This window comes from Streptomyces sp. DG2A-72 (genome assembly GCF_030499575.1).
Classification (GTDB): Bacteria; Actinomycetota; Actinomycetes; order Streptomycetales; family Streptomycetaceae; genus Streptomyces.
The window spans coordinates 3,567,254-3,594,248 of record NZ_JASTLC010000001.1; the positions used below are offsets into that span (position 1 = coordinate 3,567,254).

The following is a 26,995-nucleotide window of genomic DNA, read 5'->3' on the forward strand; positions in this document are numbered from 1 at the left end:
GAATTCGCCGCCCGCCCCGAAATTTCCTGACCAAGTTAGCGGCGGTCAGTTCAATGCCGGTCATCCCAGCAGAGATCAGGAAATGGAGCATCCCTCACGATGTCCGCTGACACCCAACGCCCACGGCTCTCGTTCATCGGCACCGGATATCTCGGCGCGACCTACGCCGCCTGTTTCGCCGACCTCGGTTACGACGTGATCGGCTACGACAACGACATCGCGAAGGCCGCGCGGCTCGCCTCCGGCGTCCTGCCGTTCCATGAACCGGGACTGGATACGCTGCTACGCCGCAATCTCAGGGCCGGCCGCCTCTCCTTCACCGCCGACATCGACGAGACATCCCGCTTCGCGGACATCCACTTCATCTGCGTCGGCACACCCCAAAGACCCGACGGCCTCGGAGCCGACCTCGGCCACGTCGAGACCGCGGTGACCGCACTCGCCCGCCATCTGCACCGGGACGCGCTCATCGTCGGCAAGTCGACGGTCCCCGTGGGCACCGCCGAGCACGTCGAGCGGCTGGCCCGGGAACACGCCCCCGAAGGCATCGCGGTAGACGTGTCCTGGAGCCCGGAGTTCCTTCAGGAGGGACGTGCCGTCGAGGACGTCCTGCGTCCCAGCCGGATCGTGTTCGGCGTACGCGACGAGAGCGCACTGGCGCGGCTGCACGCCGCCCATGAGGGCCTCTACCGGCTCGCCGAGCACGAAGGGCGTGAACTGCCCCTGCTCATCACGGACTTCGCCACCGCCGAGCTGGTGAAGGTGGCGGCCAACTCCTTCCTCGCCACCAAGATCTCCTTCATCAACGCCATGGCCGAGGTGTGCGACACGGCAGGCGCCGACGTCACCGAACTCGCCGAGGCCCTGGGCCACGACCCGCGGATCGGCCCGGCCTTCCTGCGTGCGGGTGTCGGATTCGGCGGCGGCTGTCTGGGCAAGGACATCAGGGCCTTCCAGCAGCGGGCGAGCGAGCTCGGTGCCGTGGGCGCACCGCGCCTGCTGCACGAGGTCGACATGATCAACCAGCGCAGCCGGGCCAGGACCGTCGAGCTCGCCGCCACCATGCTCGGCGGCACCTCCGCAGACCCGCACCTCGATCTGTCCGGCCACACCGTCGCCGTACTCGGCGCCACCTTCAAACCGGACTCCGACGACGTCCGCGACTCGCCCGCCCTCGCCGTCGCCTCGGCACTCCGCGCGGCCGGGGCACGAGTGCGTGTCTACGACCCCATGGGCACGGACAACGCCAGGCGCGCCGAGCCCCTGCTCGACTACGCGGACGACCTCGAATCCGCCGGGGCCGGGGCCGACCTGGTCTGTGTCCTCACGGAATGGGCCGAGTTCCGGGACGCCGACCCCGCCGTCCTGGGCAAGGTCGTCTCCGTCCCCCGGGTGCTCGACGGGCGGAACTGCCTCGACCCCGCCGCCTGGCGGCAGGCCGGCTGGACCTACCGGGCCATCGGCCGCGGCATCGGACAACGCCGCCGCACCGGCACCGTCCACGCGCCCGCCGGCGAGCCCCGTCTGGAGTCCGCCCACCACGAGGAGATGGCTCATGTCTGACGATCGCGACGGCCTCACCCTCGTCACCGGAGGCGCCGGCTTCATCGGCGGCCATCTGATCCGGAAGCTCCTGGCCAAGGCGCCCGGCACCCGCATCGTCTCCGTCGACAACTACTTCACCGGCAGCCGCGACAACCACATCCAGGACGACCGGGTCCGGTACCTGGAAGGCTGCACCACCGACATCGCCAAGATCTGGGCCGCACACGGCCTCGGCCGCATCGGCACGGTCCACCACCTCGGCGAGTACTCCCGCATCCCCCAGTCCTTCGACGAGCCCGACCGGGTCTGGGAGTTCAACCTGCTCGGCACCAAGGAAGTGGTGTCGCTGTGCCAGGAGCACGAGGCCCGCCTGGTCTACGCCGGCTCCAGCTCCAAGTTCGGCAACGGCGGACGCGACGAGCACCTCAACCCGTACGCCTGGACCAAGGCGAAGAACGTCGAGTACCTGCGCAACTACGGCGACTGGTTCGGACTCGACTACGTCATCACGTACTTCTACAACGTCTACGGCCCGGGCCAGATCTCGACCGGCACCTACGCCACGGTCATCGGCATCTTCGAGGAGCAGTACCGCCTCGGTCGCCCGCTCACCGTAGTCGAACCCGGCACGCAGAGCAGGGACTTCACACACGTCGACGACATCGTCGAGGGCATTCTCATCTGCGCGGCCAAGGGGTCCGGCGACGGATATCTGCTGGGCCGGGGCGAGGAGCACCGGGTGATCGACGTGGCCCGGATGTTCGGCGCGCCGATCGAGTTCGTACCCGCCCGCCGTGGCGAACGGACCCGGGGCCGGGCCGACAACTCCAGGGCACGGGCGCTGGGCTGGGAGCCCAGGATCGCCCTGCGCGACTACATCGCGCAGTTCCGCGCGGGCACGGGCACGAGCGTGCACGCGAGCGTGGACCAACTCGCCCCCGTGTGACGCGCGTCGCGCGCGGCGGCCTTCGTGCTCGACCCGTGCCGTCGCATCCATTTCGAACGTCGCTTTTTCCTGTCTCGGGAGGAGTAGTGCCTTGGAAGGAGTAGCCCCCGTGCTGAACGAGGTGGAGAGCTCGGCGGCGACGCCGCGGCCACCACTCATCGGCACGCCCCGTCCGCGCTGCGCAGGCTCCCGCGCCAAGCGCATGCTCGACATCGTGCTCTCCGCGGTTCTGCTGATCGTCTTTCTGCCGCTCATGATGGTCATCGGCCTCGCCGTGGCCCTGAGCAGCACCGGACCCGTGATCTTCAGGCAGACCCGGGTCGGCCTCGGTGAACGGCCGTTCACCATGCTGAAGTTCCGTACCATGCACCACAACACGTCCGTGGGCTTGGTGGACCTGCTGCAGGCCGACGGCCACCAGCTGTCCCTGCGCACCAAGCCCCGGCACGATCCCCGGATCACGGCGGTCGGCCGCTTCCTGCGCAAGGGCTCCCTGGACGAACTCCCCCAGTTGGTCAACGTGCTGCGAGGCGACATGTCGCTGGTGGGACCGCGCCCCTGCGAACGCGTCGAGCACACGACGCTGAGCCCGGGGGACCAGGTCAAGCGGGTGTCCGTCAAACCGGGGATGACGGGACTGTGGCAGGTCTCGGGCCGCTCGACCATCACGGCCGAGAAGGCGATCCAGCTCGACCTGCAGTACATCGACGACTGGCGCCTGCGGCTGGACCTGCTGATCCTCCTACGTACGCTGCCCGCCGTCCTCAGGACGCGCCATGCGTGGTGACCCGGGTGCGACGCCGCAGAGGAACGGGCGGCCGGCGGTCCTGCACGTCGCTGAGGCATGGCAGGGCGGTGTGCAGGCGATCGTCTACGACTACGTACGGGCCGTTCCGGAGGCGCGGCACCTGCTGCTGAAGGGTGATCGGGAGGGCTACCAGGTCGCCGACGAGGAGACCGTCTTCGACGGCGTCTGGCGGATGCCGCCCGGCCACCTGGCACGGGTCCGCGAGGTGGGGCGGCTGTACCGGGAACTACGGCCGGACGTGGTTCACGCCCACTCCTCGATGGCCGGAGGGTATGTGCGCCTCGCCGCCTCCGTGCCGACACGTCGCATCGTCTACACCCCGCACGGCTTCGCGATGGAGCGCAGCGACCTCTCCTGGTACGCGTCGGCGGCGGTGTGGACGGCCGAGCGCGTGCTGTCCCGGCGTACGGGCATCGCGGCGGGCTCCAGCCCTCGGGAGACCGAACTCGCCCGGCTGCTGCGCAAGCGGCAGCGAACCGTCTACGTGCCCAATGTGGTGCGCCCTCGGACAGGCCCGGGCACGAGCGACACCGACCTGCCATCGCCGACCGTCGCCGCGGTCGGAAGACTGTGCACACAGAAGGACCCCGCGTTCTTCGCCGACGCGGCGGCCCGGGGGAAGCAGCTGCTGCCGTCGAGCAACTGGGTCTGGCTCGGCGGCGGGGAACCCGCCCACCGGGACCGGCTGGAGCGGGCCGGTGTCACGGTCACCGGCTGGCTGGACCACCATGACCTGCAACGACTGCTCGCCCAGGCCGACGTGTACGCGCACACCGCGTTGTGGGAGGGGGCACCGATGACACTCCTGGAAGCGGTGGGACTGGGGCGTCCTGTCGTGGCACGGCGTATCCCGGCACTGGAGTCCCTGGGCCTGCCCGGCCTGGTCGACACACCGGCAGAACTGGCCGCTGCGGCTGTCGCCCTGCTGAAGGACGGTCCCAGCAAGGGCGCCGAGGAGAGAATGGCCGAGCTGTTCGTCGAGCACAGTCCGGAGCGGCAGCGGACGATGTTGCGGTACGTGTACGGCCATTGACGGATTCCCCGGTCCGGCGCCCCCGTCATCCATCCGGCGGGGGCGTCGGCCATGTGACGATGGGCGAGCCCTGCCTCGGGTCGGTCTGGGCGGCCAGCCACACACGGACCAGGGCGGCCGAATAGGGGTTGTCGGGGCACTGCCACATACCGTGCGGGCATTTGTCGAAGAACGTGCCGTACAGCGGTTTGTGCTGGTCCATCCACGCGAGCATCCGCAGCGTGTACGTCGCGTTGTCACCGTTGCGGTACAGACCCCACTCGGGATACGAGATCTCCTTCCCGTGGGCCTTCGCGAAATCCACCTGATGCTGCAGGCCGTAGGGCTCCGAGATCTCCTCGTCGAACGACATCCCCTCCGGCTGGTCGTAGGAGTCCATGCCGATGATGTCCACGAAATTGTCGCCGGGATAGCAAGCGGTCCATGGAATGTCGTCCATTCCCCGGTTCGGAGTGAAGTCGAATCTGAACTTCTGCTCCGGCACCGAACGCATCACTCTCACGATCCGCCGCCAATACGCCTTCCAGCTCACCGGATCAGGACCGCAGCGATGGGTGTACGAGATGCCGTTCATCTCCCAGCCCAGCACGAGAATCGTGTCCGGCACCCCCAGTTCGACCAGCCGGGTCGCCAGGACCTTGAAGTGCTTGTCGAACTCGCCGGCCGCGCCGCGCCGCAGAAGCTGTCTGACCTCCGCGTCGGAGAGCCCCTCCTCGTTGCGCTCCTGCATCGGCACATTGAGCGCGAAGAGCCGGTCGTCCTTGGCCCGGCGCCACTCGGCCCACTTGTCCAGGAATCCATGGGCGCCCTCGATATTGCTCCACAAGTCCCCCGGCAGATATGTGCGCGCGACACGCAGCTCGTAGCCGTTCAGCCACTTGCTGAGGTCGTTCATCAGCGCCACCGCGGTGGCGCCGTCGTAGTGGACGTATGCGCCGTACGCGGGAGCGTGAGAGGCCTTCCCCGGCGGCGAGTGCTGTGTCTCCACAGGTGGTGGGGAGGTCGACAACGCGACCGATGCGACCGCCGCTGCCGTGCCGGCCGCGATGACCATCAGCCAGCGGCCGACGGCCCGGGGGCGCTCAAGGGCCATACTCACTCCTCATGCTCCGCCCCCTTATCACCTGACATTCAGTCATATATAGGTAATCTACTGCGGATTCATGGGAGGTGCGCCCCACGCGCTAGCCCGCGAGAGTGAGGAATGACCAGGGAATTCGCGGCACGCGTGCAAAGCAAGCCCGGTCTGGATGCACTGTTCGACGACGAATCGTCGGCGACGAAAGGGAGCGAGTCCATGAGCGGGAAGTGTCTGGTCACCGGTGGAGCGGGCTATGTGGGTGGTGTCGTCGCGCAGCATCTGCTGGAGGCCGGCCACGAGGTCACGGTTCTGGACAATCTCTCGACCGGCTTCCGCGAAGGCATCCCGAGCGGCGTCACCTTCATCGAGGGCAACATCAAGGACGCCGCCAAGTGGCTCGACGCGTCGTACGACGTGGTGTTGCACTTCGCCGCGTGCGCGCTGGTCGGCGAGTCGGTCGTACTGCCCGAGAAGTACTGGGACAACAACGTGGCCGGCAGCATGGCGCTGTTGGAGGCGATGCGCTCGGCGGGCGTGCGCAAGCTCGTCTTCTCCTCCACCGCGGCCACCTACGGCGAGCCGGAGCAGGTCCCGATCGTGGAGACGGCGCCGACCCGGCCGACCAACCCCTACGGCGCCTCGAAGCTCGCCGTCGACCACATGATCACCGGCGAGGCGGCGGCGCACGGCCTGGCCGCGGTCTCCCTGCGCTACTTCAACGTGGCCGGCGCGTACGGCGCCCAGGGCGAGCGGCACAACCCCGAGTCCCACCTCATCCCGCTGGCGCTCCAGGTCGCCCAGGGCAAGCGGGACGCCCTCTCCATCCACGGCGACGACTACCCCACGCCCGACGGCACCTGCGTCCGCGACTACATCCACGTCGCCGACCTGGCCGAGGCCCACCTGCTGGCCGTCGAGGCCGCGCAGCCCGGCGAGCACCTGATCTGCAACCTCGGCAACGGCAACGGCTTCTCGGTGCGCGAGGTCATCGAGACCGTCCGGCAGGTCACCGGGCACCCGATCCCCGAGGTCGTCACGGCCCGGCGCGGCGGCGACCCGGCGGTGCTGGTGGCCTCCGCCGGGGCCGCCCGCGACAGGCTCGGCTGGAACCCGTCCCGGGCGGACCTCGCGGAGATCGTCGCGGATGCGTGGAAGTTCGCGCAGAACACCGTGCGCTGAGCGTGGTTGCGCAGTTCGCTTGCTGCGGGCCGGTGGGGGCTGGTCGCGCAGTTCCCCGCGCCCCTTCGGGGCGCTGTACTACCGGTGGGCGCCTGCCCGGCCTCGTCGGTACAGGACGGTTCCGGCGGCCAGGAGTGCTCCGCCGGCGGCCGTGGCCGCGATGATGCCCTCAGCGCCGGTCTCGGGCATGTGCGGATGGTGCGGCTTCACCGGCGGTGTCTTCGACGGGGTGGGCGTCGGCTTGTGGGAGGGCGGCGGCGTGACCGTCTTGGTCGGTGTGGGGGTGGGTGTGGGCTCGGGGTGGTGGCTGTGGCACTCGCAGGTCGGCTTCTCGCTCGGCTCCTCGCGACCGTAGCCGGGCGGCTCTTCCGGACCGTAACCGGACGGCTCCTCGCGGCCGTATCCGGACGGGACCTCGCTGCCGTATCCGGACGGCTCTTCGTGGCCGTACGCGGGCGGGACCTCGCTGCCGTTGCCGGACGGCTGCTCGGAGTGGTGTCCGGACGTGTCCTCCATGTCGTAGCCGAAGGTGCCGTCTTCGAACCACGGCTGCGGGACTTGCAGCCGGTCCAGCCGCTCGTCCAGGTTGTTCAGCTTGTCGTCCAGGTCGTCCAGGTCGTCCTCGGTGTCCCACCGAGCCGCGTTGCCGGACAGTACGGCCGGGGACTGGGCCGCGGTCCCGAGCATGCCGGGTGTCGCGAAGGCCCATGTGCCGTACAGGGACAGGGCGCTTGTCGTGGCGGCGACGGCCACGATCAATCCCTTGCTGAGGGTCTGTCGCACTCTCGTTGTCTTCCTCTCAGGGGCGAAGCCGGTCGTCGCGGGGACCGCGCTGCCGCGCGTTCGTATGCGCCACGACCTGCAAACTGTGAACGAGATGTGGAGACCCAAGGAAACCGATATGTGCAAATGTCTGGGTAATTCACCTGATCGCCCGCCCATGCCCGGTGGGCTCACCCGCCGTACAGCGCCTCGATCTCGTCCGCGTACGCCGCCGTCACCGCGTGCCGCTTGACCTTCAGGGACGGGGTGAGCATGCCGTTGTCCTCGGTGAACTCGCCCTCGACCAGGGCGAAGGCCCGGATCGACTCGGCGCGGGAGACGGCCTCGTTGGCGTAGTCCACGGCCTTCTCGACCTGCGCACGCATCCGCGGGTCCCGGACGACCTCGGACAGCGGGGTGTCGGCGGGCAGCTTGCGGACCGCCAGCCAGTGGGCGACCGCGTCGGGGTCGAGGGTGATCAGGGCGGCCACGAAGGGGCGGTTGTCGCCGACGACGAGGCACTGGCCGACGGGCGGGCGGCTGCGCAGCCGGTCCTCCAGGACGGCCGGGGAGACGTTCTTGCCGCCGGAGGTGACGATGATGTCCTTCTTGCGGCCGGTGATGGTGAGATAGCCGTCCTCGTCGAGGGCACCCAGGTCGCCGGTGGCGAACCAGTCGTCGGTGAGCACGGCGTCGGTGGCGGCCGGACTGTTCCAGTACGACCCGAAGACGATCCCGCCCTTGATGAGCACCTCGCCGTCGTCGGCGATACGGATGGCCGTGCCGGGGACCGGGAGGCCGACCGTGCCGGGGCGGGGCCTCAGGGGCGGGACGATGGTGGCGGCGGCGGTGGTCTCGGTCAGGCCGTAGCCCTCGTAGACGATGATTCCGGCCGCGTAGAAGAACAGGTTGAGGTTGCGGTCGAGCGGGGAGCCGCCGCTGATGGCGTACCGCATCCGGCCACCGAGTTCCTTGCGGACCCGGCGGTAGACCAGCAGATCGTACAGAGCCCAGGCGGCGTAGAGGGCAGGGCCCGGGCCCTTGCCGGTGCCGAGGAACTTGTTCAGGTACGCCTCGCCGAAGCGGACGCCGATGCGGTCGGCGCGGTCGAAGGAGGCGCCGCGGCCGATCTTCTCGGCGGTGGCGCGGCCGGTGTCGTGGATCTTCTCGAAGAGATACGGGACGCCGACGAGGAAGGTGGGCCGGAACTCCTTGAGGGCGGGGCGGAGTTCGTCGGGCTTGATGCTCAGGCAGTGGCCGATCTCGATACGGGCCATCAGACAGGCGATCTGGAGCGTGCGGCCGAGGATGTGGGCGAGGGGGAGGAACAGGAGGGTCGAGGCGGTCTGTCGGGTGACCTCCTTGAAGATCGGGTGGAGCAGCTCGACCGTGTTGGCGGCCTCGGCGTGCAGGTTGGCGTGGGTGAGGACGCAGCCCTTGGGTCTGCCGGTGGTGCCGGAGGTGTAGCAGATCGTCGCGATTGTGTCGGGGGTCAGGCTCGTACGGCGCTTGGTGACCTCCTCGTCGGGGACGGCCCGGCCGAGGGTGGTGAGGAGTGCCAGTGCTTGTGCGTCCAACTGCCAGATCTTCCCTGGCTCTTGGAGGCGGGCCGTGGCCGTTGTCACCGTGCGGGTGTTCTCAGCGGTCTCGGTGACGACGAAGCGGGCGCCGGAGTCGCGGACGATCCACTCGATCTGCTCGGCCGAGGAGGTGGCGTAGATCGGGACGGTCTGGCCGCCGGCCGCCCAGATCGCGAAGTCCAGGACCGTCCACTCGTAGCGGGTGCGGGACATCAGGGCGACCCGGCCGCCCGGTTCGAGGCCGGCGGCGATCAATCCCTTGGCGACGGCGGTGACTTCGGCGGCGAAGGCGGCGGCCGTGACGGGCTGCCAGGTGCCGTGGTGCTCGCGGCGGAGGACCACCGCGTCGGGAGCCTCCGCGGCGTTGGTGAACGGCAGGTCGGCCGTGCTGCCGGTGGTGACGCGCGGCGCCAGCGGCGCGGTACGGGCCTCGCGCACCGCGCCCGACTCGTCCCTGATCAGCTCGACCTTGGTGCGCGCGGCCAGGTCGGTGCGCTGCTTCGCCCGCTTCAGGTCCTTGCGTACGCCCATGTCGGCTCCCGGTGCCAGTCGGACTTACCGGGGAGTCAACTTACTCGCGCGTAACGGAAGGTCAATGGGTCGGGGCGTAGTGATGGTATGTGCGTCTGTACGTTGCTGTACGACCGCCCCCCACCGGAAGGAAACCCCGTGCACTGTCGACGTCTCCGGTCCGCCATGGTCGCCGTCTGCGCCGCCGCGGCCCTGTCCCTCTCCGGCGCCGCACCGGCCGCCGCACACACCTCGACTCCCCCGCGGGCGGCCTCCGTCGCCCCCGGACTCACCGCGCTGACCGACCTGTTCGCCGAGCGGCTGCTGCTCGCCGACAAGGTGGCAGCCGCCAAGTACGGCACCGACAAGCCGATCGACGACCCGGTGCGCGAGCAGCAGATCCTGGACGACGTCGCCGCCCGGGCGACCGGGCTCGGGCTGGACCCGGCGGCCGTGCGGGCCGTGTTCCGGGACCAGATCGAGGCGAACAAGCTGGTGCAGCGCGGGCTGTACGTACGCTGGGACGCGCATCCCGAAGAGCGGCCGACCGAGCGCCCCGACCTGGTCAAGGAGGTGCGCCCGCAACTCGACCGCATCACCACCGAGTTGCTGACCGCCCTGAAGGACACGCAGCGGCTGCGGACGTCGCCGTCGTGCGAGCCGAGGCTCCATCTCGCGGCCACCTGGTCGGCGTACCGCCATGAGCTGGACGTCCTGCATCTGAAGGGGCTTCAGCGGGCCGTGCCCTCGGTGTGCGGGGGCGGGCTTCAGTCCTCCTGACCGGCGAGGTCACTCGCCCGGTCGATGGTGTCGGCGAGGCGGCGGACCTCCTCGTCCTCGGTGCGGGTCGCCAACTCGGCGGAGTAGTCGGCCAGTCCGGCGAGGGTCGGGGCGCCCGGAAGGGAGCCGTCGCCGTCGAGGGCGTCGGCGAAATAAGCGGCCGTCGCGGTGACCTGGAGGCGCGGCGCGGCTTCGCTCAGGGAGTCCTGGAGGGAGCCGGTCTCCAGTTGGCCGGACTCCTCGTGCGGGGTGCGCGATTCGGGGTCGAGCCAGCGGACGCTCGCCGTGGCGAGGTGGCCGTCGGCGCCGGGCTTGACGCGGACGGCGTAGAGGGCGGTGACGGTGTGGCCGGGGCCGACCTCGCCGCCGTCGACGCGGTCGTCCCGGAAGTCCTCGTCGGCGACCTGGCGGTTGTCGTAGCCGACCAGGCGGAACTCGGCGACCGTCTCGGGGTCGAAGGCGACCTGGGCCTTGGCGTCGCGGGCGGTGAGGTCGATGTTCTGCGGGAGTTGCCGCACGAAGACCTTGCGGGCTTCCTCGTCGTCCGAGACGTAGACCGTGTGGCCGTCGCCGTTGTCGGCGAGCTGTTCCATCAGGGCGTCGCCGTAGTCGCTGCCCACGCCGACGCCGAAGAGGGTGATGCCGTGCTCGCGGCGTTCGCTCGCGATGCGTTCGAGGATGGTCTCCGCGTCGGTGTCGCCCGTGTTGGCCAGGGCGTCGGAGATGAGGACGACGCGGTTGGTGGCGCCTTCACGCAGGCCTTCCTCCGCGGTCTCGTAGCCGGTCTCGACGCCCGCGCCGAGGTTGGTCGACTCGGTGGGCTCCAGGCTGTCGATGGCGTCGTGCACCTCCCCGCGGTTGTCGTCGAGGCGGGTCATCGGCAGCACCTCCTCGGCCTCGTCGCTGAAGGTGACGATCGCGACCGAGTCGTCGTCGCGCAGCTGGTCCGTCATCACGCCGAGGGAGTCCTTGGCGAGGTCGAGACGGCCGGGCTCGGCCATGGAACCGGAGATGTCGATGACGAAGGTGAGAGCGGCGGACGGCCGTTCACCCTCGTCCGCGGCGGACCGGGTGGCGAGGCCGACCCGGACCAGGGACCAGTCGTCCGCGGCGGTGCGGGCGCCGTCGACGGTGACGGAGAAGCCGTCGCCGTCGGGGCGGTCGTAGTCCTGGCGGAAGCTGTTGACGAACTCCTCGGGGCGGACCGTCGACGGGTCGGGCAGCCGGCCCTCGGCGAGGGTGCGGCGGGCGTAGCCGTAGGAGGCGGTGTCGACGTCCAGGGCGAAGGTGGAGAGGTAGTCGGGGGCCGGGGCGAACTCGCGGGATTCGTCTGTTCCCCGGCTTCCTTCGGGCCGCGGCATGGCGGGTGCCGGGAAGCCGGTTTCCGGTGCCGAGTCCGAGGCCTTGCCGCTGTCCGTGTCCTCACCCCCGCCGCAGGCCGTGAGCAGCAGGCCGCTCGCCGCGGTGAGCGTGAGCAGCAGCCGTCGTATGCCGTACCGCTTCAACATCCGTGCCCCCTTCGTCGGTCGACGTCTGTGACTGTGACGGCGAAGGGGGCCGGAACGTGCGTTACGGGGCGTTGCGGAAGCGTCTCGATGAGGGCACGGAGCAGGCCTGTCGAGACCGGTGGGTGATCCTCCGTTGACCTACGACACCACGTCCTTGCGCGCGAAACCGCGGAAGGCCAGCGCGAACAGCACGAGCGCGTACGTTACGGAAATCGCGCAGCCCTGGATCATGCTGGACCACTCGGGGTTCGGCTGGACGGCGTCGGCCCATGCGTAGTTCCAGTGCGCGGGCAGGAAGTCCCGCCAGTCACCGAGGGCGGTCACCTGGTCGAGGACGTTGCCGACGATGGTCAGGCCGACCGCGCCGCCGACCGCCCCGAGGGGCGCGTCCGTCTTGGTGGACAGCCAGAACGCGAGCCCCGCGGTGACCAGTTGGGAGACGAAGATGAACGCCACGACCACCACGAGCCGCTGCGCCGCCGTGCCCGAGTCCACCGCGCCGCCGGTCGGGAGCTGCAGCGGACCCCAGCCGTAGGCGGCGACACCGACGGCCAGCGCGACCAGCGGCAGCAAGATCATCGCGGCGAGGCTGAGGCCGAGGCCGACGACGAGCTTGGACCACAGCAGCCGGGCGCGTGGCACGGGTGCGGCGAGCAGATAGCGCAGGGAGGACCAGCCGGCCTCCGAGGCGACCGTGTCCCCGCAGAACAGGGCGACCGGGATCACCAGCAGGAAGCCCGCGGACACGAAGAGGTTCACCGCGGCGAAGTTGGCGGCGGACCGGGTGGCCGTGTCCAGCAGCGTGATCTGGTTGCCGCCGCCGTCCGGCTCGCCGCCGATCGCGAAGGCGACGACGAGTACGAACGGCAGGGCGGCGAGGATCGCGAACATGACCAGCGTGCGGCGCCGCTTGAGCTGGCGGAGCAGCTCGACGCGGAGCGGCAGGGTGCGGCCCGCGCGGTAGCCGGACGCCGTTTCGGCGCGCTCGACGAGCGGCTCGGGGCGGCCGGTCTCTTCGGAGCGGCCGGTTCCCTCGGTGAGCGTGCTCATGCGGAGCCTCCGATCAGGGTGAGGAAGGCGTCTTCGAGGCGGCGGTGCGGGCCGACCGACTGGACGGGGATGTCGAGGCGGACGAGTTCGGCGACCAGACGCTGTGGTGTGCCGTCACCGTCGAGCCTGATCAGCAGCCCCTCGTCGGTGGACACGGCCGAGGTGACCCCCGGCAGCGCCGCGACCTTCTCCACGACGGGCCCCTCCACGGGCGTACCGGTGCCGACCAGGAGGGTGTCGCCGGAGCCGATGATCTCCCCGACCTGGCCCGCCTGCACGAGTCTGCCCCGGTCCATGACCACGAGGTGGGTGCAGGACTGCTCGACCTCCGCCAGCAGATGGCTGGAGACGATCACCGTGCGTCCGGCGGCGGCGTACCGGATCAGCACCTCGCGCATCTCGCGGATCTGGGGCGGGTCGAGGCCGTTGGTCGGTTCGTCGAGGATGAGCAGGTCCGGCAGGCCGAGCATGGCCTGGGCGATGGCGAGGCGCTGGCGCATGCCCTGCGAGTACGTACGGACCGCGCGGGCGAGGGCGTCGCCGAGGCCCGCGATCTCCAGGGCCCCCTCGATGTGCGCGTCCTCGGCGGGGCGGCCGGTCGCGGCCCAGTACAGCTCCAGGTTCTCCCGGCCGGACAGATGCGGCAGGAAACCCGCGCCCTCGACGAAGGCGCCGACCCGGGACAGCACCGGGGAGCCCGGCCGGATGGCATGGCCGAAGACCCGGATCTCGCCGCCGTCCGGAGTGATCAGGCCCATCAGCATGCGCAGGGTCGTGGTCTTGCCCGCGCCGTTCGGTCCGAGGAGGCCCAGCACCTGGCCCTTCTCGACGCGGAAGGACAGGTCCTTGACCGCGTAACGGTCGGACGACTTCGAGTACCGCTTGCTCAAGTCGGTGATCTGGAGCGGAACTTCGGCGAGCGCGGGGTCCGGAGGCACGGACGCGGTGCGGCGGCGGGCGGTCAGCAGCAGGGCCAGGGCGATGGCGGCACCCGCGAGCGGCAGCCACCACACCCAGGACGGCAGCGGGGCCGCCGCGGTGCTCACACCCGAGGCCGTGGGCACCTTCAGGTCGCCCTTCAGGGAGACGGTGTACGTCGCCGGGGCCGCCGGCGAGGCGTAGCCGAGGTCCGTGGAGGAGAGGACCAGGCGCAGACGGTGGCCCTTGTCGACGTTGTGGTCGATGGCGGGCAGCGTGATGGTGACGTCCTTGCCGGCCTTCGCGTCCGCCACCCTCAGGGGCGTCACCAGCTGGGACGGCAGCACCTGCTGGGTGCCGTCGGGGCCTACGTCGTACACCTTGCCGAAGAGGACGGCGTCGGCGCTGGTGGACTTGACGTGGACGGTGGCCGTCGGCGATCCGGTGATGCGGAGGTCGTCGCCGACGGGGGCCGACTCGAAGGCGGCGTACTGGCCGGGGAAGTCCAGCGAGATGCCGACGCCGAGCGAGGAGAGCTGGGCGAGTCCGCCGGTGCCGCCGAGTCCGGGCAGGGCGGAGATGGCGGGCGGGTTGGCGCCGGCCGGGTTGTCGAAGGTCTGCTCGCGGCCGGTCAGGGCGACGGACTTCTGGCCGCTCTCCAGGCCCGGGTAGGTGTCGCCGCTCGCGCCACGCAGCGTGGCCTCGCCGTCGGTGGAGTCGACGCCGCCGGTGCGGGTGATGCGGAAGGCCGGGCCGGTGTCGGCGCTCTTGTCGTCCTTGAGGTAGCGGTCGAACCAGGAGTCCACACGGGCGTTGAGCCGGCTCTCCTCCAGGTCGCCGCCGTCATGGCCGCCCGAGATCCAGTCGACGTCGACGGGGGCGCCGTTGGCGCGGATCGCCTTCGCCGCCGCGTCGGCCTGGCCGAGCGGGAAGAGGGAGTCCGTCTGGCCCTGCATCAGCAGTGTGGGCACCTTGATGCGGTCGCCGACGGCCGACGGTGAGCGCTCCTGAAGGAGCTGTCGTGCCTCGGCGTCCGGGGTGCCGGACTCGGCGACCCGGTCGTACATCTCGCAGAGCTGCGCCTCGAACTTGTCGCAGCCGCCCGCCGTGTTGAAGAAGACGCCCGCCCACAGCTTCTTGAAGACACCGTTCGGGAACAGGGCGTCCGCGAGGTTCCAGTAGGTGATCGCCGGGGCGATGGCGTCCACCCGGTCGTCGTACCCGGCGGCGAGGAGGGAGATCGCGCCGCCGTACGAGGCTCCCGCCATGCCCACGCGCGGGTCGCCGCTCTTGTCGAGCTGGACCTGGGGCTGCTTGGCCAGCCAGTCGATCAGCCGGGAGACGTCGGCGACCTCGGCCTTCGGGTCGTTGAGCCCGACCTTGCCGGTCGACTTGCCGAAGCCGCGGGCCGACCAGGTCAGCACCGCGTAGCCGTCGGCGGCGAGGTCCTCGGCCTGCTCGCGTACGTCGTCCTTGCTGCCGCCGAAGCCGTGCGCCAGCAGGACGGCGGGACGGCGGCCGTCCGCGCCGGAGGTGAAGTACGAGGTGTCGATGCGCACCCCGTCGCCCACGGCCATGACCCGGTCGGCGCGGTGCACCACGGGCGCGTCGTCGGAGGCGACGGCCGTCCACGTACCGGCGCCGGCGAGGACGACAACGGCGGCCGCGGCGGCAAGTAGCCGCCGCGGCCGCCCTGGCCCACGCAGTCCGGGCAGTCGAAGATCCATGCGTCAACGGTACGCGGCCAACCTGTCGGACCCCGACAGCTTCTGGGCGGAACCCCCTGACCTCCCAGGGGCGTACACGCACCGTCCCGCATACCGCGACCGTGGTACGCGCGCCGTGGTACTGAGCGGCCCCGGTGAGTTCGGCAGCGCCCCGAAGGGGCGCGGGGCTGTATCAATATGCGGCTCCGCCGCGTGGGCGCGACCGGCCACGATGGCGCCGCAGACGACCGACGGCCAATCGCGGCACTTCGCGGAGCGCTTTGCACCGTGGTACAAGCACCGCTGTTCGAAGCGCCACTCGATCCATTGAAAGATCACGGCACGGCGGGTTTTCCGGGGCCGTCCCGGCAGATCCTTGAAGGTCTGCCCCCTTCGCGAACGGAGACGCCCTGTGCGCATCACTGACATCCAGCGCTGCGAGGTCCGGCCCGGACGGCTCGTCGAGTGGACGCTCAGTCCGGCGACCGTGGAGACGGCGGCGGGCCTGCCGGATGACACCCGGCCACCGGCGTACATCCAGGAGTCGCACATCAAAACGGCGCGAAGTGTGCGGGAGGACGGCCTGTTCGTGCCGACCTGGCTCGGTACGGCCTTCGACATCCCGGGCCGGGTCGACCTGGACGCGCTGCAGGACGCGCTGCGGGACTGGACCCTCCGGCACGAGACGCTGCGCAGCGGCTTCCGGCCGGACGGCGACGCACTACGGCGCTTCACCCTCGCCCCGGGGGCCGTGTCCCTGCACCGAGAGGACGTCGGCGACTTCCCCGACGCGGACGGACTGGTCCAGCACCTCCAGGACCGCTTCGACACGACGGCGGACGCGTTGCGCTGGCCGAACCTCATGTACGCGGCGGTCGTCCGGGACGACTCCACCAGCGTGTACATGGCCTTCGACCACAGCAACGTCGACTCCTACTCGATCCAGCGCATCCCCGCCGAGATCCACGAGCTGTACGCGACCGGCGTCGAGGGCGGTCCGGCTCCGCAGGACCCGGTCAGCAGTTATGTCGACTTCTGCGAGATCGAGCGGGCGGACGCCGACCGGATCGACGAGACCCACGAGATCGTCGCCCGCTGGCGGGAGTTCGTCCGCCGCTGCGACGGCAGGCTGCCGAACTTCCCCGTCGACCTCGGCCTGGACCCCGACGCCGGGCTGCCCACCCAGAAGCTGATGCGGGAGACGCTCGTGGACGCGGACGACGCCGCCGCCTTCGAGGCGTACTGCCGGCCCTACGGCGGCAGCCTCGTCGGCATCCTGGCCGCCACCGGCCTCATCGTCCGGGAGCTCGGCGGGCAGTCCGTCTACCGCACGGTCGTGCCCTTCCACACCCGGGTGAAGTCGCACTGGTCGGACACCGTGGGCTGGTTCGTGGGCGGCGCGCCGATCGAGGTTCCCCTGGCGCCGGGCCTCGACTTCCCGGCCGCCCTGAAGGCCGTACGCGCCGAGATGCACGCCAACCGGTCCCTGGCCCGCATGCCCATCGCCCGGGTACTGCGGCTGCTCGGCTCTGACTTCCGTCCGACCTCACCCGACCTGTACTCCATCGTCTCCTTCGTCGACGGAAGGGACCTGCCCCGCTCCGCGGACTGGTCCGAGCTGGCGGCGTACGGACTGCTGCGGGTGTCCTACGGCGACCAGGTGTGCGTGTGGATCAACCGGCTGCACGAGGGCCTGTGGTTCGCGAGCCGCTATCCGGACACCGACGTCGCGCACAAGAACATGCGGTTGTACGTCGAGCGGCTGCGGGACCTGATCAGGTCCGTGCCGCGGGGGTGACGATCACCCCGCTGTGCGCGCTGGTGTCAGTGGGGCTCATCAGAGCCCCGTGCACAGTCGATTCACAGCTACGGGTGGGGACAGATGAAGCAGAAGTACACCGCTGCCTGGGTGGGGTTCACGGCAGCGGCGTTGGTGGCGACGGCCGGGTGCGGCGCGGAGGCCACGAAGGAGACCGCGGAGCAGGCGGCCAAGGCGGTCGGCAACGGGGACAAGATCATGGCGGTGCTGTCGCGGGCCGCGGACCGGACCGAGGAACTCGGGTCGGCCGAGGTGAAGATGACCACCTCGATCGACGGCGGCGCCCCGATCGCCATGGACGGCACGTACTCCTGGGGCGACGGGTACGCGTTCGACGTCGAGATGGACACCAAGGCCGTGCAGATGCAGACACTGACGGACGCACCGAAGGTCCGCTGCCTGTTCGTGGACGGCGACTACTACTACGACGTCGACCCGCAGCCCTCCGGCCCTCTCGCGGGCAAGGAGTGGATGAAGATCGACGGTTCGGCCGTGTTCGGCGAGGACGCCGACCAGGCGCTCAGCGGAAGCTCCGGCGGCAGCCCGTCGGCCTCCATGAAGAGCCTGAAGTACGCCGAGGACGTCGAGGACCTCGGCACGGAGACCGTGAACGGGCAGCGGACGACGCACTACCGGGCCGTCCTCGACAAGAACAAGATGGGCAAGCTCAAGGAGCTCTACGGCGACGACGAATCCCTCTACAACTCGATGCTCGGCGCCGACGGCTCGCTGACCATGGACATCTGGGTCGGCGACAAGGACCTGCCGGTGCGTCTGACGCAGAAGACCGGCGCGATGAAGGTCACCATGGACTTCGAGAAGTTCGGCGCCACGGCCGACGTCAAGGCGCCGCCCGCCGCGCAGACCGGTGACCTCACCGAGACGCTCAAGGCAGCCAACGGCCAGTGACATGACGGAGCCCGGGCACGTGCGGTGCCCGGGCTCATGTCTGTCACTCAGTGGTTGCGCGGGAAGCCCAGGTCGACGCCGGCCGGGGCGTCGGCCGGGTCGGGCCAGCGGGTGGTGACGACCTTGCCGCGGGTGTAGAAGTGCGTGCCGTCGTTGCCGTAGATGTGGTGGTCACCGAAGAGGGAGTCCTTCCAGCCGCCGAAGCTGTGATAGCCGACGGGGACCGGGATCGGGACGTTCACGCCGACCATGCCGGCCTCGATCTCCAGCTGGAAGCGGCGGGCGGCACCGCCGTCCCGGGTGAAGATCGCGGTGCCGTTGCCGAACGGGGAGGCGTTGATGAGGGCCACGCCCTCGTCGTACGTCTGCGCCCGCAGCACGCACAGGACGGGGCCGAAGATCTCGTCCTGGTAGGCCTTCGCGGTGGTCGGCACCTTGTCCAGCAGGGAGATGCCGATCCAGTGGCCGTCCTCGAAGCCGTCGACCGTGTAGCCGGTGCCGTCGAGGACGACCTCGCAGCCCTCGGCCGCCGCGCCCTCGACGTATGAGGCCACCTTGTCGCGGTGGACCTTGGTGATCAGCGGGCCCATCTCCGAGGCCGGGTCGTTGCCCGGACCGATCTTGATCTTCTCGGCGCGCTCGCGGATCTTCTCCACCAGCTCGTCGCCGATCGCGCCGACGGCGACGACCGCGGAGATCGCCATGCAGCGCTCGCCCGCGGAGCCGTAGGCCGCACTCACGGCAGCGTCGGCCGCCGCGTCCAGGTCGGCGTCGGGCAGGACCAGCATGTGGTTCTTGGCGCCGCCCAGCGCCTGGACGCGCTTGTGGTTGGCGGAGGCCGTGGTGTGGATGTAGCGGGCGATCGGGGTCGAGCCGACGAAGGAGACGGCCTTGACGTCCGGGTGCTCCAGGAGGCGGTCGACGGCCACCTTGTCGCCGTGGACGACGTTGAACACGCCGTCCGGCAGCCCGGCTTCCGCCAGCAGCTCGGCGATCTTGATCGACGCCGACGGGTCCTTCTCGGACGGCTTCAGCACGAAGGTGTTGCCGCACGCGATGGCCATCGGGAACATCCACATCGGGACCATCGCCGGGAAGTTGAACGGCGTGATGCCCGCGACGACGCCCAGCGGCTGCCGGATCGAGGAGACGTCCACGCGGCTGGCGACCTGCGTCGACAGCTCGCCCTTCAGTTGCACGTTGATGCCGCACGCCAGGTCGACGATCTCCAGGCCGCGTGCCACCTCGCCGAGCGCGTCGGAGTGCACCTTGCCGTGCTCGGCGGTGATCAGCTCGGCGATCGCGTCCCGGTTGGCGTCCAGCAGCGCCCGGAACTTGAACAGGATGTTGGTGCGCTGGGCCAGCGAGGACTGGCCCCAGGTCGCGTAGGCCTCCTTGGCGGCCTGCACCGCCGCGTCCACCTCGTCGACCGAGGCGAACGCGACCTTCGTGGTGACCGCGCCGGTGGCAGGGTCGGTGACCGGCCCGTACGTACCCGACGCGCCTTCGACGGTCTTGCCGCCGATCCAGTGGTTGACGATCTTCGTCATGGCTGAGCTCCAGTCATTCCTTCACAGAGGGCGGCGTCGGGCAGTGACGTGCCGGTCGTACTCCTCGCGGGCCTTCAGCGCCGACGAACGGGTCGCGGTCTCGGCCACAGGTACATCCCACCAGGCCTGCGCCGGAGGCGGGCCCGACACTGTGTCTGCCGTTTCGGTCTCGACGTAGACACATGTGGGAATGTCGGCGGCGCGCGCCTCGGCGAGCGCCTCCCGCAGGTCGGCCACGGTCTTCGCGCGCAGCACGCGCATGCCGAGGCTGGCGGCGTTGGCGGCGAGATCCACCGGCAGCGGGGCACCGGAGAACGTCCCGTCGCCCGCGCGGAAGCGGTAGGCGGTGCCGAACCGCTCGGCGCCGGTCTCCTCCGACAGACCGCCGATGGACGCGTACCCGTGGTTCTGCACGAGCAGCATCTTGATCGCGACGCCCTCCTGCACGGCAGTGACGATCTCCGTCGGCATCATCAGGTAGGTGCCGTCGCCGACCAGCGCCCACACGGGCCGGTCGGGCGCCGCGAGCTTCACGCCGATCGCGGCCGGGATCTCGTAGCCCATGCAGGAGTAGCCGTACTCCAGGTGGTACTGGTCCGCCGACCGCGCCCGCCACAGCTTGTGCAGGTCGCCCGGGAGCGAGCCGGCCGCGTTGATGATGATGTCCGACTCGTCGACGATGGCGTCCAGCGCGCCGATGACCTGCGGCTGCGTCGGCCGCCCATCGGGCTCCTCGGCCTCGAAGCAGGCGTCGACGCGCTGCTCCCAGCGCTCCTTGTCCTCGCTGTACTCGGTGACGTACGCGTCGGGGACCCGGTGGCCGTGCATCTCCAGCCTCGCGGTCAGCTCCTCCAGGCCGGTGCGGGCGTCCGCGATCAACGGCGTCCCCGCGAGCTTGTGGCCGTCGAAGGGCGCGATGTTGAGGTTGAGGAAGCGGACGTTCTCGCCGTTGAAGAGGGTGCCGGAGGCCGTGGTGAAGTCCGTGTAGCGGGTGCCGACGCCGATCACCAGGTCGGCGGTGCGGGCGAGTTCGTCGGCGGTCGCGGTGCCGGTGTGGCCGACGGCGCCGACGTCCTGCGGATGGTCGAAGCGCAGGGAACCCTTGCCCGCCTGGGTGGAGGCGACCGGGATGCCGGTGGTGCGGGCGAACTCCTCCAGCGCCTCCTCGGCGCGGCTGTGGTGGACACCGCCGCCCGCGACGACGAGCGGGCGCCGGGCGGCGCGGATCGCGTTCACGGCCTCGGCGAGTTCGGCCGGGTCCGCTCCTGGACGTCGTACGACCCAGGTGCGCTCGGCGAAGAACTCGTCCGGCCAGTCGTAGGCCTCGGCCTGGACGTCCTGGGGCATCGCGAGCGTCACCGCGCCGGTCTCCACCGGGTCGGTGAGCACGCGCATCGCCTGCAGGGCCGCCGGGATCAGGGCCTCGGGGCGGTGGATCCGGTCGAAGTACTTCGACACCGGGCGCAGACAGTCGTTGACCGAGATGTCGCCCGCGTACGGCACCTCGAGCTGCTGGAGGACCGGGTCGGCGGGGCGGGTGGCGAAGATGTCGCCGGGGAGGAGCAGCACCGGAAGGTGGTTGATGGTGGCGAGGGCGGCGCCCGTGACCAGGTTGGTCGCGCCCGGGCCGATGGAGGTCGTCACCGCGTGCGTGGACAGGCGGTTGGACTGGCGGGCGTAGCCGATCGCCGCGTGCACCATGGACTGCTCGTTGCGGCCCTGGTGGTACGGCATGTCATCGGCGTACTCGATCAGCGCCTGGCCGAGCCCGGCGACGTTGCCGTGGCCGAAGATGCCCCAGGTGGCGTCGATGAGCCGGTGCCGTATGCCGTCCCGCTCCGTGTACTGGACGGACAGGAAGCGCACCAGTGCCTGCGCGACCGTCAGCCTCGTCGTTGAGGTCATCGGTAACCCTCCGTGTGATCCGGGTGGAAGCAGATCCGCCACTCTCGAGTCTCGCCGGGCCCCGCCATGACGTTCAGGTAGTACATGTCGTGTCCGGGCTGGGCGATCGACGGGCCGTGCCATCCGTCGGGGACGAGGACGGCGTCTCCGGAGCGGACCTCCGCGAGGACGTCGGATCCGCCCTCACGGGAGGGGAAGACGCGCTGATAGCCGAAGCCGTTCGGGCCGTCGATCTCGAAGTAGTAGATCTCCTCGAGCTCCGCTTCCTCGCCGGGCCGGTGCTCGTCGTGCTTGTGGGGCGGATACGAGGACCAGTTGCCGCCGGGTGTGATCACCTCGACCGCGATGAGCTTGTCGCACTCGAACGCGTCGGCGGAGGCGAAGTTGCGCACATGGCGGGTGCTGTTGCCGCTGCCGCGCTGCTCGACGGGGACCTCCGGCGCGGGGCCGTAGCGGGCGGGGAGTCGTCGCTCGCACTTCGCTCCTGCCAGGGCGAAGCGGCCTCCCGCGCCGGAGGCGATCTGTACCCGGGCGTCTCGGGGCGCGTACGCGAAGTCGGTGACCGACGCGAACACGCTCTCCCTGCCCAGGAGTTGGAATACCTCGTCCTCCACTTGCACCGTACAACCACCGCTCAGCGGCACCACGATCCACTCGCTGTCACCGGTGGTGAAGGTGTGCGAACCACCCGCCTCCAGCTCGACGATCCGCAGACTGGAGTGGGTCCACCCGGCCAGCTTGGGGTCGATGTCGAGCGCGTAGTGCGGGTCGGCGGTGGCGCCCTTCGGGACGTACAACTCGTTGCTCATGCGGCCCTCACAGCAGTCCTACGGCGGTGTCCACGGCGGCGGCCACATCGCCGTCCGCCGGGTACAGCAGCGAACGGCCGACCACCAGGCCCTGGACGGTGGGCAGTTGGAGGGCGCCGCGCCATTTCTCGTACGCGCCGTCCTGATCGTCCCCGACATCGCCGCCCAGCAGCACGGCGGGGAGGGTGGAGGTCTCCATGACCCGGGCCATGTCGTCCGGGTTGTCGGTGACGGGGACCTTCAGCCAGGTGTACGCCGAGGTGCCGCCCAGGCCGGAGGCGATGGCGATCGACTTGGTGACGGCGTCGGCGGAGAGATCGTTGCGGAGCTTTCCCTCGGGCGTACGACGGCTGATGAACGGCTCGACGAACACCGGGAGTTGACGCGCGGCCATGTCGTCGATCGCGCGGGCGGTGGACTCCAGGGTGGTGAGGGAGCCCGGGTCGTCGAAGTCGATCCGCAGCAGCAGCTTGCCCGCGTCGAAGCCGAGGCGCTCGATGTCCTGGGGGCGGTGGCCGGTGAAGCGGTCGTCGAGTTCGAAGGAGGCGCCCTGGAGGCCGCCGCGGTTCATCGAGCCCATGACGACCTTGCCGTCGAGGGCGCCGAGCAGCAGCAGGTCTTCCAGGATGTCGGCGGTGGCGAGGACGCCGTCGACGCCGGGTCTGGCGAGGGCCAGGCAGAGGCGTTCCAGCAGATCGGCGCGGTTGGCCATGGCGAACTTGCGGTCGCCGACACCGAGCGCGCCACGGGCGGGATGGTCGGCGGCCACGATCATCAGCCGGCCCGAGTCGCCCAGCAGCGGCCGGCGGATGCGGCGGGCGGCCGCTTCGGCGATCGCCTCGGGGTGGCGGCTGCGGGTGCGGACCAGCGCCTCGATGTCGACGGTCACAGCACGGCTCCCGCGGTGAGGGCGGCTTCCACTTCGGCGAGGGTCGGCATGGCGGACGAGCACTCCAGTCGGGAGGCGACGATGGCACCGGCGGCGTTGGCGTGCCGCATGATCTTCTCCAGGTCCCAGCCTTCGAGGAGGCCGTGGCAGAGGGACCCGCCGAAGGCGTCACCGGCGCCGAGGCCGTTGAGGACGGTCACGGGGAGGGGCGGGACTTCGGCGCTTTCGCCTTTGCTGTTGACCGCGAGGACGCCCTTGGGGCCCTGCTTGACGACGGCCAGTTCGACTCCGGCGTCGAGGAGGGCGCGGGCGGCGGCGTGCGGTTCGCGGACGCCGGTGGCGACCTCCACCTCGTCGAGGTTGCCGACCGCGACGGTGGTGTGGCGCAGGGCCTCGGTGTAGAAGGGGCGGGCCGCGGCCGGGTCGCTCCAGAACATGGGGCGCCAGTCGAGGTCGAAGACCGTCGTACCGGCCTTGGCGCGGTGGGCGAGGGCCGCGAGGGTCGCCGTACGGCTCGGCTCCTCGCTCAGGCCGGTGCCGGTCACCCAGAAGACGCTCGCGTCGCGGATCGCGTCGAGGTCGAGCTCATGGGCGTCGATCTCCAGGTCAGGGGCCTTGGGGCGGCGGTAGAAGTACAGCGGGAAGTCGTCCGGCGGGAAGACCTCGCAGAAGGTGACCGGGGTGGGCAGTCCGGCGACCGGGGTGACCCAGCGGTCGTCGACGCCGAAGTCCCGCAGCGCCTCGTGGAGGTAGGTGCCGAACGGGTCGTCGCCGGTACGTGTGATCACGGCGGTACGGCGGCCGAGGCGGGCCGCGGCGACCGCGACGTTGGTCGCCGAGCCGCCGAGGAACTTGCCGAAGGACGTCACCTGCGGCAGCGGGACACCCGTCTGCAGCGGATAGAGGTCCACGCCGATCCGTCCCATGGTGATCAGGTCGTACGCCATCGCGTTCCCTTCGTATCGGCTCTCTCCGGCTTTCTAGACCTCTATGGCGCGCCCTGTCAATGTTTTGTCCAGACATTCGGACCAGAGCTTGACAGGCCCTGCCGTGCGGCCGGAAGCTGGCCGCCATGACTTCGTTGTCACCGCAGTCCTCACTGTCCCGCATCCGGGTCGGGTCGGCGCCCGACTCCTGGGGTGTGTGGTTCCCCGACGACCCGCAGCAGGTTCCCTGGCAGCGCTTCCTCGACGAGGTCGCGCAGTCCGGCTACGAGTGGATCGAGCTCGGCCCCTACGGCTATCTGCCGACCGACCCGGCCGTGCTCACCGAGGAGACCACGCGGCGTGGCCTCAAGGTGTCGGCCGGGACGGTCTTCACGGGGCTGCATCACGGTGAGGCCGTGTGGGAGAAGACGTGGGCGCATGTCGCGGACAACGCGGTGCTCGCGCAGGCGATGGGGGCGAAGCATCTGGTCGTCATCCCGTCCTTCTGGCGGGACGACAAGACCGGTGAGGTGCTGGAGCCGAGTTCTCTGACGGCCGAGCAGTGGCGGAACCTCGCCTCACTGACCGAGCGGCTGGGGAGTCGGGTGCGGGAGGAGTACGGCCTGCAGATCGTCGTCCATCCGCACGCCGACACGCACATCGACAGCGAGGAGAACGTCGTCCGGTTCCTCGACGCGACCGACTCCGACCTGGTGTCGCTGTGCCTGGACACCGGGCACTACGCGTACTGCGGTGGGGACAGCGTCAAGCTCATCGAGACGTACGGTTCGCGGATCGGGTATCTGCATCTCAAGCAGGTGGATCCGGAGATCCTTGCGGAGGTGCGGGCCGAGGGGACGCCGTTCGGGCCTGCGGTGGCGCGGGGTGTGATGTGTGAACCGCCGTCCGGGGTACCGGCGTTGGGGCCCGTGCTGGAGGCCGCGCAGAGGCTGGATGTGGATCTGTTCGCGATTGTGGAGCAGGACATGTACCCGTGTGCGGCGGATGCGCCGTTGCCTATTGCGATGCGGACGCGGGCGTTTCTGAGGTCGTGCGGGGCGTAGCCCTCCGGGGTGGGGCCGGGCGCCTACTGGTCTGCCGGGTTGCGGGAGTGGGGCGGCTGCGGGTTGTGGGGGTTGTTCGCGCAGTTCCCCGCGCCCCTTACGGGGCGCTGTACTGCAACGCCCTCAGGGGCGCGGGGAACTGCGCGACCAGGCCCCACCGGTCCGCAGCAAGCAACCCGCGTGTCACAAATAACTCCCTCGTGTCACACATGTCGCATGTTCGCGAGTCATCCGTCACACCCGGTGCACAGGCCCTGCCCCGCGCTCACTCTGCGTCGTTCACCGGACACAGGCTTTGTGATCGCCAGCGCAGCGCCCGGTACCCCCGACGGCCGTTCCCGGCTGCCGCCGCGGTGCGCGCAGGGAGGTGCACCTCATGACCGACCGACGGCTCTGGTCCTACAAGGAGATCGCGGCGCACATCCGGGTGCAGCCGGACACCGTGCGGTCCTACCGCAAGCACGGTCTGCTGCCGCCACCCGACCATGTGGAGGGCGGCAAGCCCTACTGGTACGCGGACACCGTCCGGGCATGGGTCGCTTCCCGCCCGGGCAACCGCGCCCGTAGAGAGGACCGAACGGCCCGTCGAGAAGACTGAACCGCCCGTCGAGAGGACTGAACGCCCCGCGCCTGCCCGGTGAGGCGACCGGACAGGCGCGGCGCGTTCAGCTCCACGGCTCGATGACCGTCACACCCGCTCCCGGTGCCGTGCCCATCGCGGCGAGGGCCGCCGGCGTCGCGTCCAGCGTGATGGTGGAGGTGACCAGGAGGTCGGGGCGCAGGGCACCGGTCCGGACCAGCTCCAGCATGGGCGGGTAGGTGTGAGCCGCCATTCCGTGGCTGCCGAGGAGTTCTAGTTCCAGGGCGATCGCGCGGGCCATCGGGACGGGGGTGGTGCCCGTGGGCGAGGGCAGCAGACCGACCTGGACGTGCCGGCCACGGCGACGCAGGCCGTTCACGGAGGCGGCGCAGGTCGCGGGTGCGCCGAGGGCGTCCAGGGAGAGATGGGCGCCGCCGCCCGTGAGGTCGCGGATCGCCGCCGCCGTGTCCGGTGTCCTCCTCCCGTCCACGCACTCCGCCGCCCCGAACTTCCTTGCCAGGTCCAGGGCTTGGGCGGATACGTCGACGGCGATCACCCTCGCCCCGGACGCCGCCGCGATCATCACCGCCGACAGGCCCACGCCCCCGCAGCCGTGCACCGCGACCCACTCCCCCGCCGCCACCCTGCCCTGCTGCACCACCGCCCGGAACGCCGTCGCGAACCGGCAGCCCAGCGAGGCCGCCGTCGCGAACGACATGCCGTCGGGCACCGCGACGAGATTGACGTCGGCGTGGTCCAGCGCCACGTACTCGGCGAACGAGCCCCAGTGGGTGAAGCCGGGCTGGGTCTGGCGCTCGCACACCTGCTGGTCACCCGCCGCGCAGGATGCGCAGGTGCCACAGGCGCACACGAAGGGGACGGTCACTCGGTCGCCGGGCCGCCATGCGGTCACTCGGTCGCCCACCGCCTCGACGACACCGGCGAGTTCATGGCCCGGAACGTGCGGGAGCGTGATGTCCTCGTCGTGGCCCTGCCAGCCGTGCCAGTCGCTGCGGCACAGGCCGGTTGCCTCGACCCGCACGAGCACTCCGTGGGGGGCGGGGGTTGGGTCGGGGGCGTCATTTCTGACCTCGGGCGGTTGCCCGTACCGCTCGAACATCACTGCGCGCATGTGCTT

At 70.3% G+C, this 26,995-nt stretch carries 22 protein-coding genes; 10 read left to right on the forward strand and 12 right to left on the reverse strand.

Translation table 11 applies throughout. From position 1 onward, the window contains the following. The first annotated feature begins 99 nt into the window (after positions 1-99). The 4 genes from QQY66_RS16880 to QQY66_RS16895 all read left to right on the forward strand — a co-directional run bounded on the left by QQY66_RS16880 (position 100) and on the right by QQY66_RS16895 (position 4,332). A complete protein-coding gene (locus QQY66_RS16880; protein ID WP_301981184.1) occupies positions 100-1,563 on the forward strand; it encodes a UDP-glucose/GDP-mannose dehydrogenase family protein in 1,464 nt (487 codons plus the stop codon). Next, on the forward strand, positions 1,556-2,491 hold the full coding sequence (locus tag QQY66_RS16885; protein WP_301981186.1) for an NAD-dependent epimerase/dehydratase family protein: 936 nt from the start codon (positions 1,556-1,558) through the stop codon (positions 2,489-2,491). Before QQY66_RS16880 ends, QQY66_RS16885 begins: the two co-directional genes overlap by 8 nt. Positions 2,492-2,600: 109 nt before the next feature. Beyond that, positions 2,601-3,278 (forward strand): sugar transferase, encoded by a 678-nt coding sequence (locus QQY66_RS16890; protein ID WP_301981188.1) that lies wholly within the window; start codon positions 2,601-2,603, stop codon positions 3,276-3,278. Beyond that, on the forward strand, positions 3,268-4,332 hold the full coding sequence (locus tag QQY66_RS16895) for a glycosyltransferase family 4 protein (RefSeq protein WP_301981190.1): 1,065 nt from the start codon (positions 3,268-3,270) through the stop codon (positions 4,330-4,332). The genes QQY66_RS16890 and QQY66_RS16895 overlap by 11 nt, the downstream gene beginning before the upstream one ends. Before the next feature lie 25 nt (positions 4,333-4,357). Here QQY66_RS16895 and QQY66_RS16900 read toward each other — a convergent pair whose 3' ends face one another. Continuing rightward, positions 4,358-5,425 carry a glycoside hydrolase family 26 protein gene (locus tag QQY66_RS16900; protein WP_301981192.1) on the reverse strand — a complete coding sequence of 356 codons (1,068 nt, stop codon included), beginning with the start codon at positions 5,423-5,425 and terminating at the stop codon, positions 4,358-4,360. A gap of 204 nt (positions 5,426-5,629) precedes the next feature. Here QQY66_RS16900 and galE point away from each other — a divergent pair, with 204 nt between their 5' ends. Further along, positions 5,630-6,592 (forward strand): UDP-glucose 4-epimerase GalE, encoded by a 963-nt coding sequence (gene galE / locus QQY66_RS16905; protein WP_301981194.1) that lies wholly within the window; start codon positions 5,630-5,632, stop codon positions 6,590-6,592. A 78-nt stretch (positions 6,593-6,670) separates the two neighbouring features. On the opposite strand, the gene QQY66_RS16910 is transcribed toward galE, so the two are convergent. Both QQY66_RS16910 and QQY66_RS16915 read right to left on the reverse strand, forming a co-directional pair. Beyond that, entirely contained in the window at positions 6,671-7,375 is a 705-nt protein-coding gene (locus QQY66_RS16910; RefSeq protein WP_301981195.1) for an LPXTG cell wall anchor domain-containing protein, read from the reverse strand. Positions 7,376-7,545: 170 nt separating this feature from the next. Continuing rightward, positions 7,546-9,465 (reverse strand): long-chain fatty acid--CoA ligase, encoded by a 1,920-nt coding sequence (locus QQY66_RS16915; RefSeq protein WP_301981196.1) that lies wholly within the window; start codon positions 9,463-9,465, stop codon positions 7,546-7,548. A 165-nt stretch (positions 9,466-9,630) separates the two neighbouring features. Here QQY66_RS16915 and QQY66_RS16920 point away from each other — a divergent pair, with 165 nt between their 5' ends. Continuing rightward, entirely contained in the window at positions 9,631-10,224 is a 594-nt protein-coding gene (locus QQY66_RS16920; protein ID WP_301987344.1) for a chorismate mutase, read from the forward strand. Here QQY66_RS16920 and QQY66_RS16925 read toward each other — a convergent pair. The 3 genes from QQY66_RS16925 to QQY66_RS16935 all read right to left on the reverse strand — a co-directional run bounded on the left by QQY66_RS16925 (position 10,212) and on the right by QQY66_RS16935 (position 15,427). Further along, complete coding sequence (locus QQY66_RS16925; RefSeq protein ID WP_301981197.1) at positions 10,212-11,732, reverse strand: VWA domain-containing protein; 1,521 nt, start codon at positions 11,730-11,732, stop codon at positions 10,212-10,214. The genes QQY66_RS16920 and QQY66_RS16925 overlap by 13 nt on opposite strands. Before the next feature lie 138 nt (positions 11,733-11,870). Beyond that, positions 11,871-12,782: an ABC transporter permease gene (locus tag QQY66_RS16930; RefSeq protein WP_301981198.1), complete on the reverse strand. Its 912-nt coding sequence runs from the start codon at positions 12,780-12,782 to the stop codon at positions 11,871-11,873. Next, positions 12,779-15,427: a CocE/NonD family hydrolase gene (locus tag QQY66_RS16935; protein WP_301981199.1), complete on the reverse strand. Its 2,649-nt coding sequence runs from the start codon at positions 15,425-15,427 to the stop codon at positions 12,779-12,781. Before QQY66_RS16935 ends, QQY66_RS16930 begins: the two co-directional genes overlap by 4 nt. A gap of 391 nt (positions 15,428-15,818) precedes the next feature. On the opposite strand from QQY66_RS16935, the gene QQY66_RS16940 reads away from it, so the two are divergent. Then, positions 15,819-17,204: a condensation domain-containing protein gene (locus tag QQY66_RS16940; RefSeq protein WP_301981200.1), complete on the forward strand. Its 1,386-nt coding sequence runs from the start codon at positions 15,819-15,821 to the stop codon at positions 17,202-17,204. Positions 17,205-17,288: 84 nt separating this feature from the next. Then, positions 17,289-18,134: a hypothetical protein gene (locus tag QQY66_RS16945; RefSeq protein ID WP_301981201.1), complete on the forward strand. Its 846-nt coding sequence runs from the start codon at positions 17,289-17,291 to the stop codon at positions 18,132-18,134. A 47-nt stretch (positions 18,135-18,181) separates the two neighbouring features. Here QQY66_RS16945 and mmsA read toward each other — a convergent pair whose 3' ends face one another. From mmsA to iolC, 5 genes are read right to left on the reverse strand one after another with little or no spacing between them, the layout of a single operon-like run. Next, positions 18,182-19,684, reverse strand: a complete 1,503-nt coding sequence (gene mmsA / locus QQY66_RS16950; protein WP_301981202.1) for a CoA-acylating methylmalonate-semialdehyde dehydrogenase — start codon at positions 19,682-19,684, stop codon at positions 18,182-18,184. 21 nt (positions 19,685-19,705) lie between these two features. Further along, complete coding sequence (iolD, locus tag QQY66_RS16955) at positions 19,706-21,589, reverse strand: 3D-(3,5/4)-trihydroxycyclohexane-1,2-dione acylhydrolase (decyclizing) (RefSeq protein WP_301981203.1); 1,884 nt, start codon at positions 21,587-21,589, stop codon at positions 19,706-19,708. Then, positions 21,586-22,398: a 5-deoxy-glucuronate isomerase gene (iolB, locus tag QQY66_RS16960; protein WP_301981204.1), complete on the reverse strand. Its 813-nt coding sequence runs from the start codon at positions 22,396-22,398 to the stop codon at positions 21,586-21,588. Before iolB ends, iolD begins: the two co-directional genes overlap by 4 nt. Positions 22,399-22,405: 7 nt before the next feature. Continuing rightward, complete coding sequence (locus QQY66_RS16965; protein WP_301981205.1) at positions 22,406-23,287, reverse strand: deoxyribose-phosphate aldolase; 882 nt, start codon at positions 23,285-23,287, stop codon at positions 22,406-22,408. Next, complete coding sequence (iolC, locus tag QQY66_RS16970) at positions 23,284-24,234, reverse strand: 5-dehydro-2-deoxygluconokinase (RefSeq protein WP_301981206.1); 951 nt, start codon at positions 24,232-24,234, stop codon at positions 23,284-23,286. Before iolC ends, QQY66_RS16965 begins: the two co-directional genes overlap by 4 nt. 125 nt (positions 24,235-24,359) lie before the next feature. Between iolC and QQY66_RS16975 the strand changes: the two genes are divergently transcribed. Together QQY66_RS16975 and QQY66_RS16980 are read left to right on the forward strand one after the other, a co-directional pair. Then, positions 24,360-25,277, forward strand: a complete 918-nt coding sequence (locus tag QQY66_RS16975) for a sugar phosphate isomerase/epimerase (RefSeq protein WP_301981207.1) — start codon at positions 24,360-24,362, stop codon at positions 25,275-25,277. 376 nt (positions 25,278-25,653) lie between these two features. After that, the gene (locus QQY66_RS16980; protein ID WP_301981208.1) at positions 25,654-25,875 is read left to right on the forward strand and encodes an AlpA family transcriptional regulator; all 222 of its coding nucleotides are present in this window, start codon (positions 25,654-25,656) and stop codon (positions 25,873-25,875) included. Positions 25,876-25,942: 67 nt separating this feature from the next. Here QQY66_RS16980 and QQY66_RS16985 read toward each other — a convergent pair whose 3' ends face one another. Then, positions 25,943-26,989 carry a zinc-dependent alcohol dehydrogenase family protein gene (locus tag QQY66_RS16985; protein ID WP_301981209.1) on the reverse strand — a complete coding sequence of 349 codons (1,047 nt, stop codon included), beginning with the start codon at positions 26,987-26,989 and terminating at the stop codon, positions 25,943-25,945. Positions 26,990-26,995: the final 6 nt, after the last annotated feature.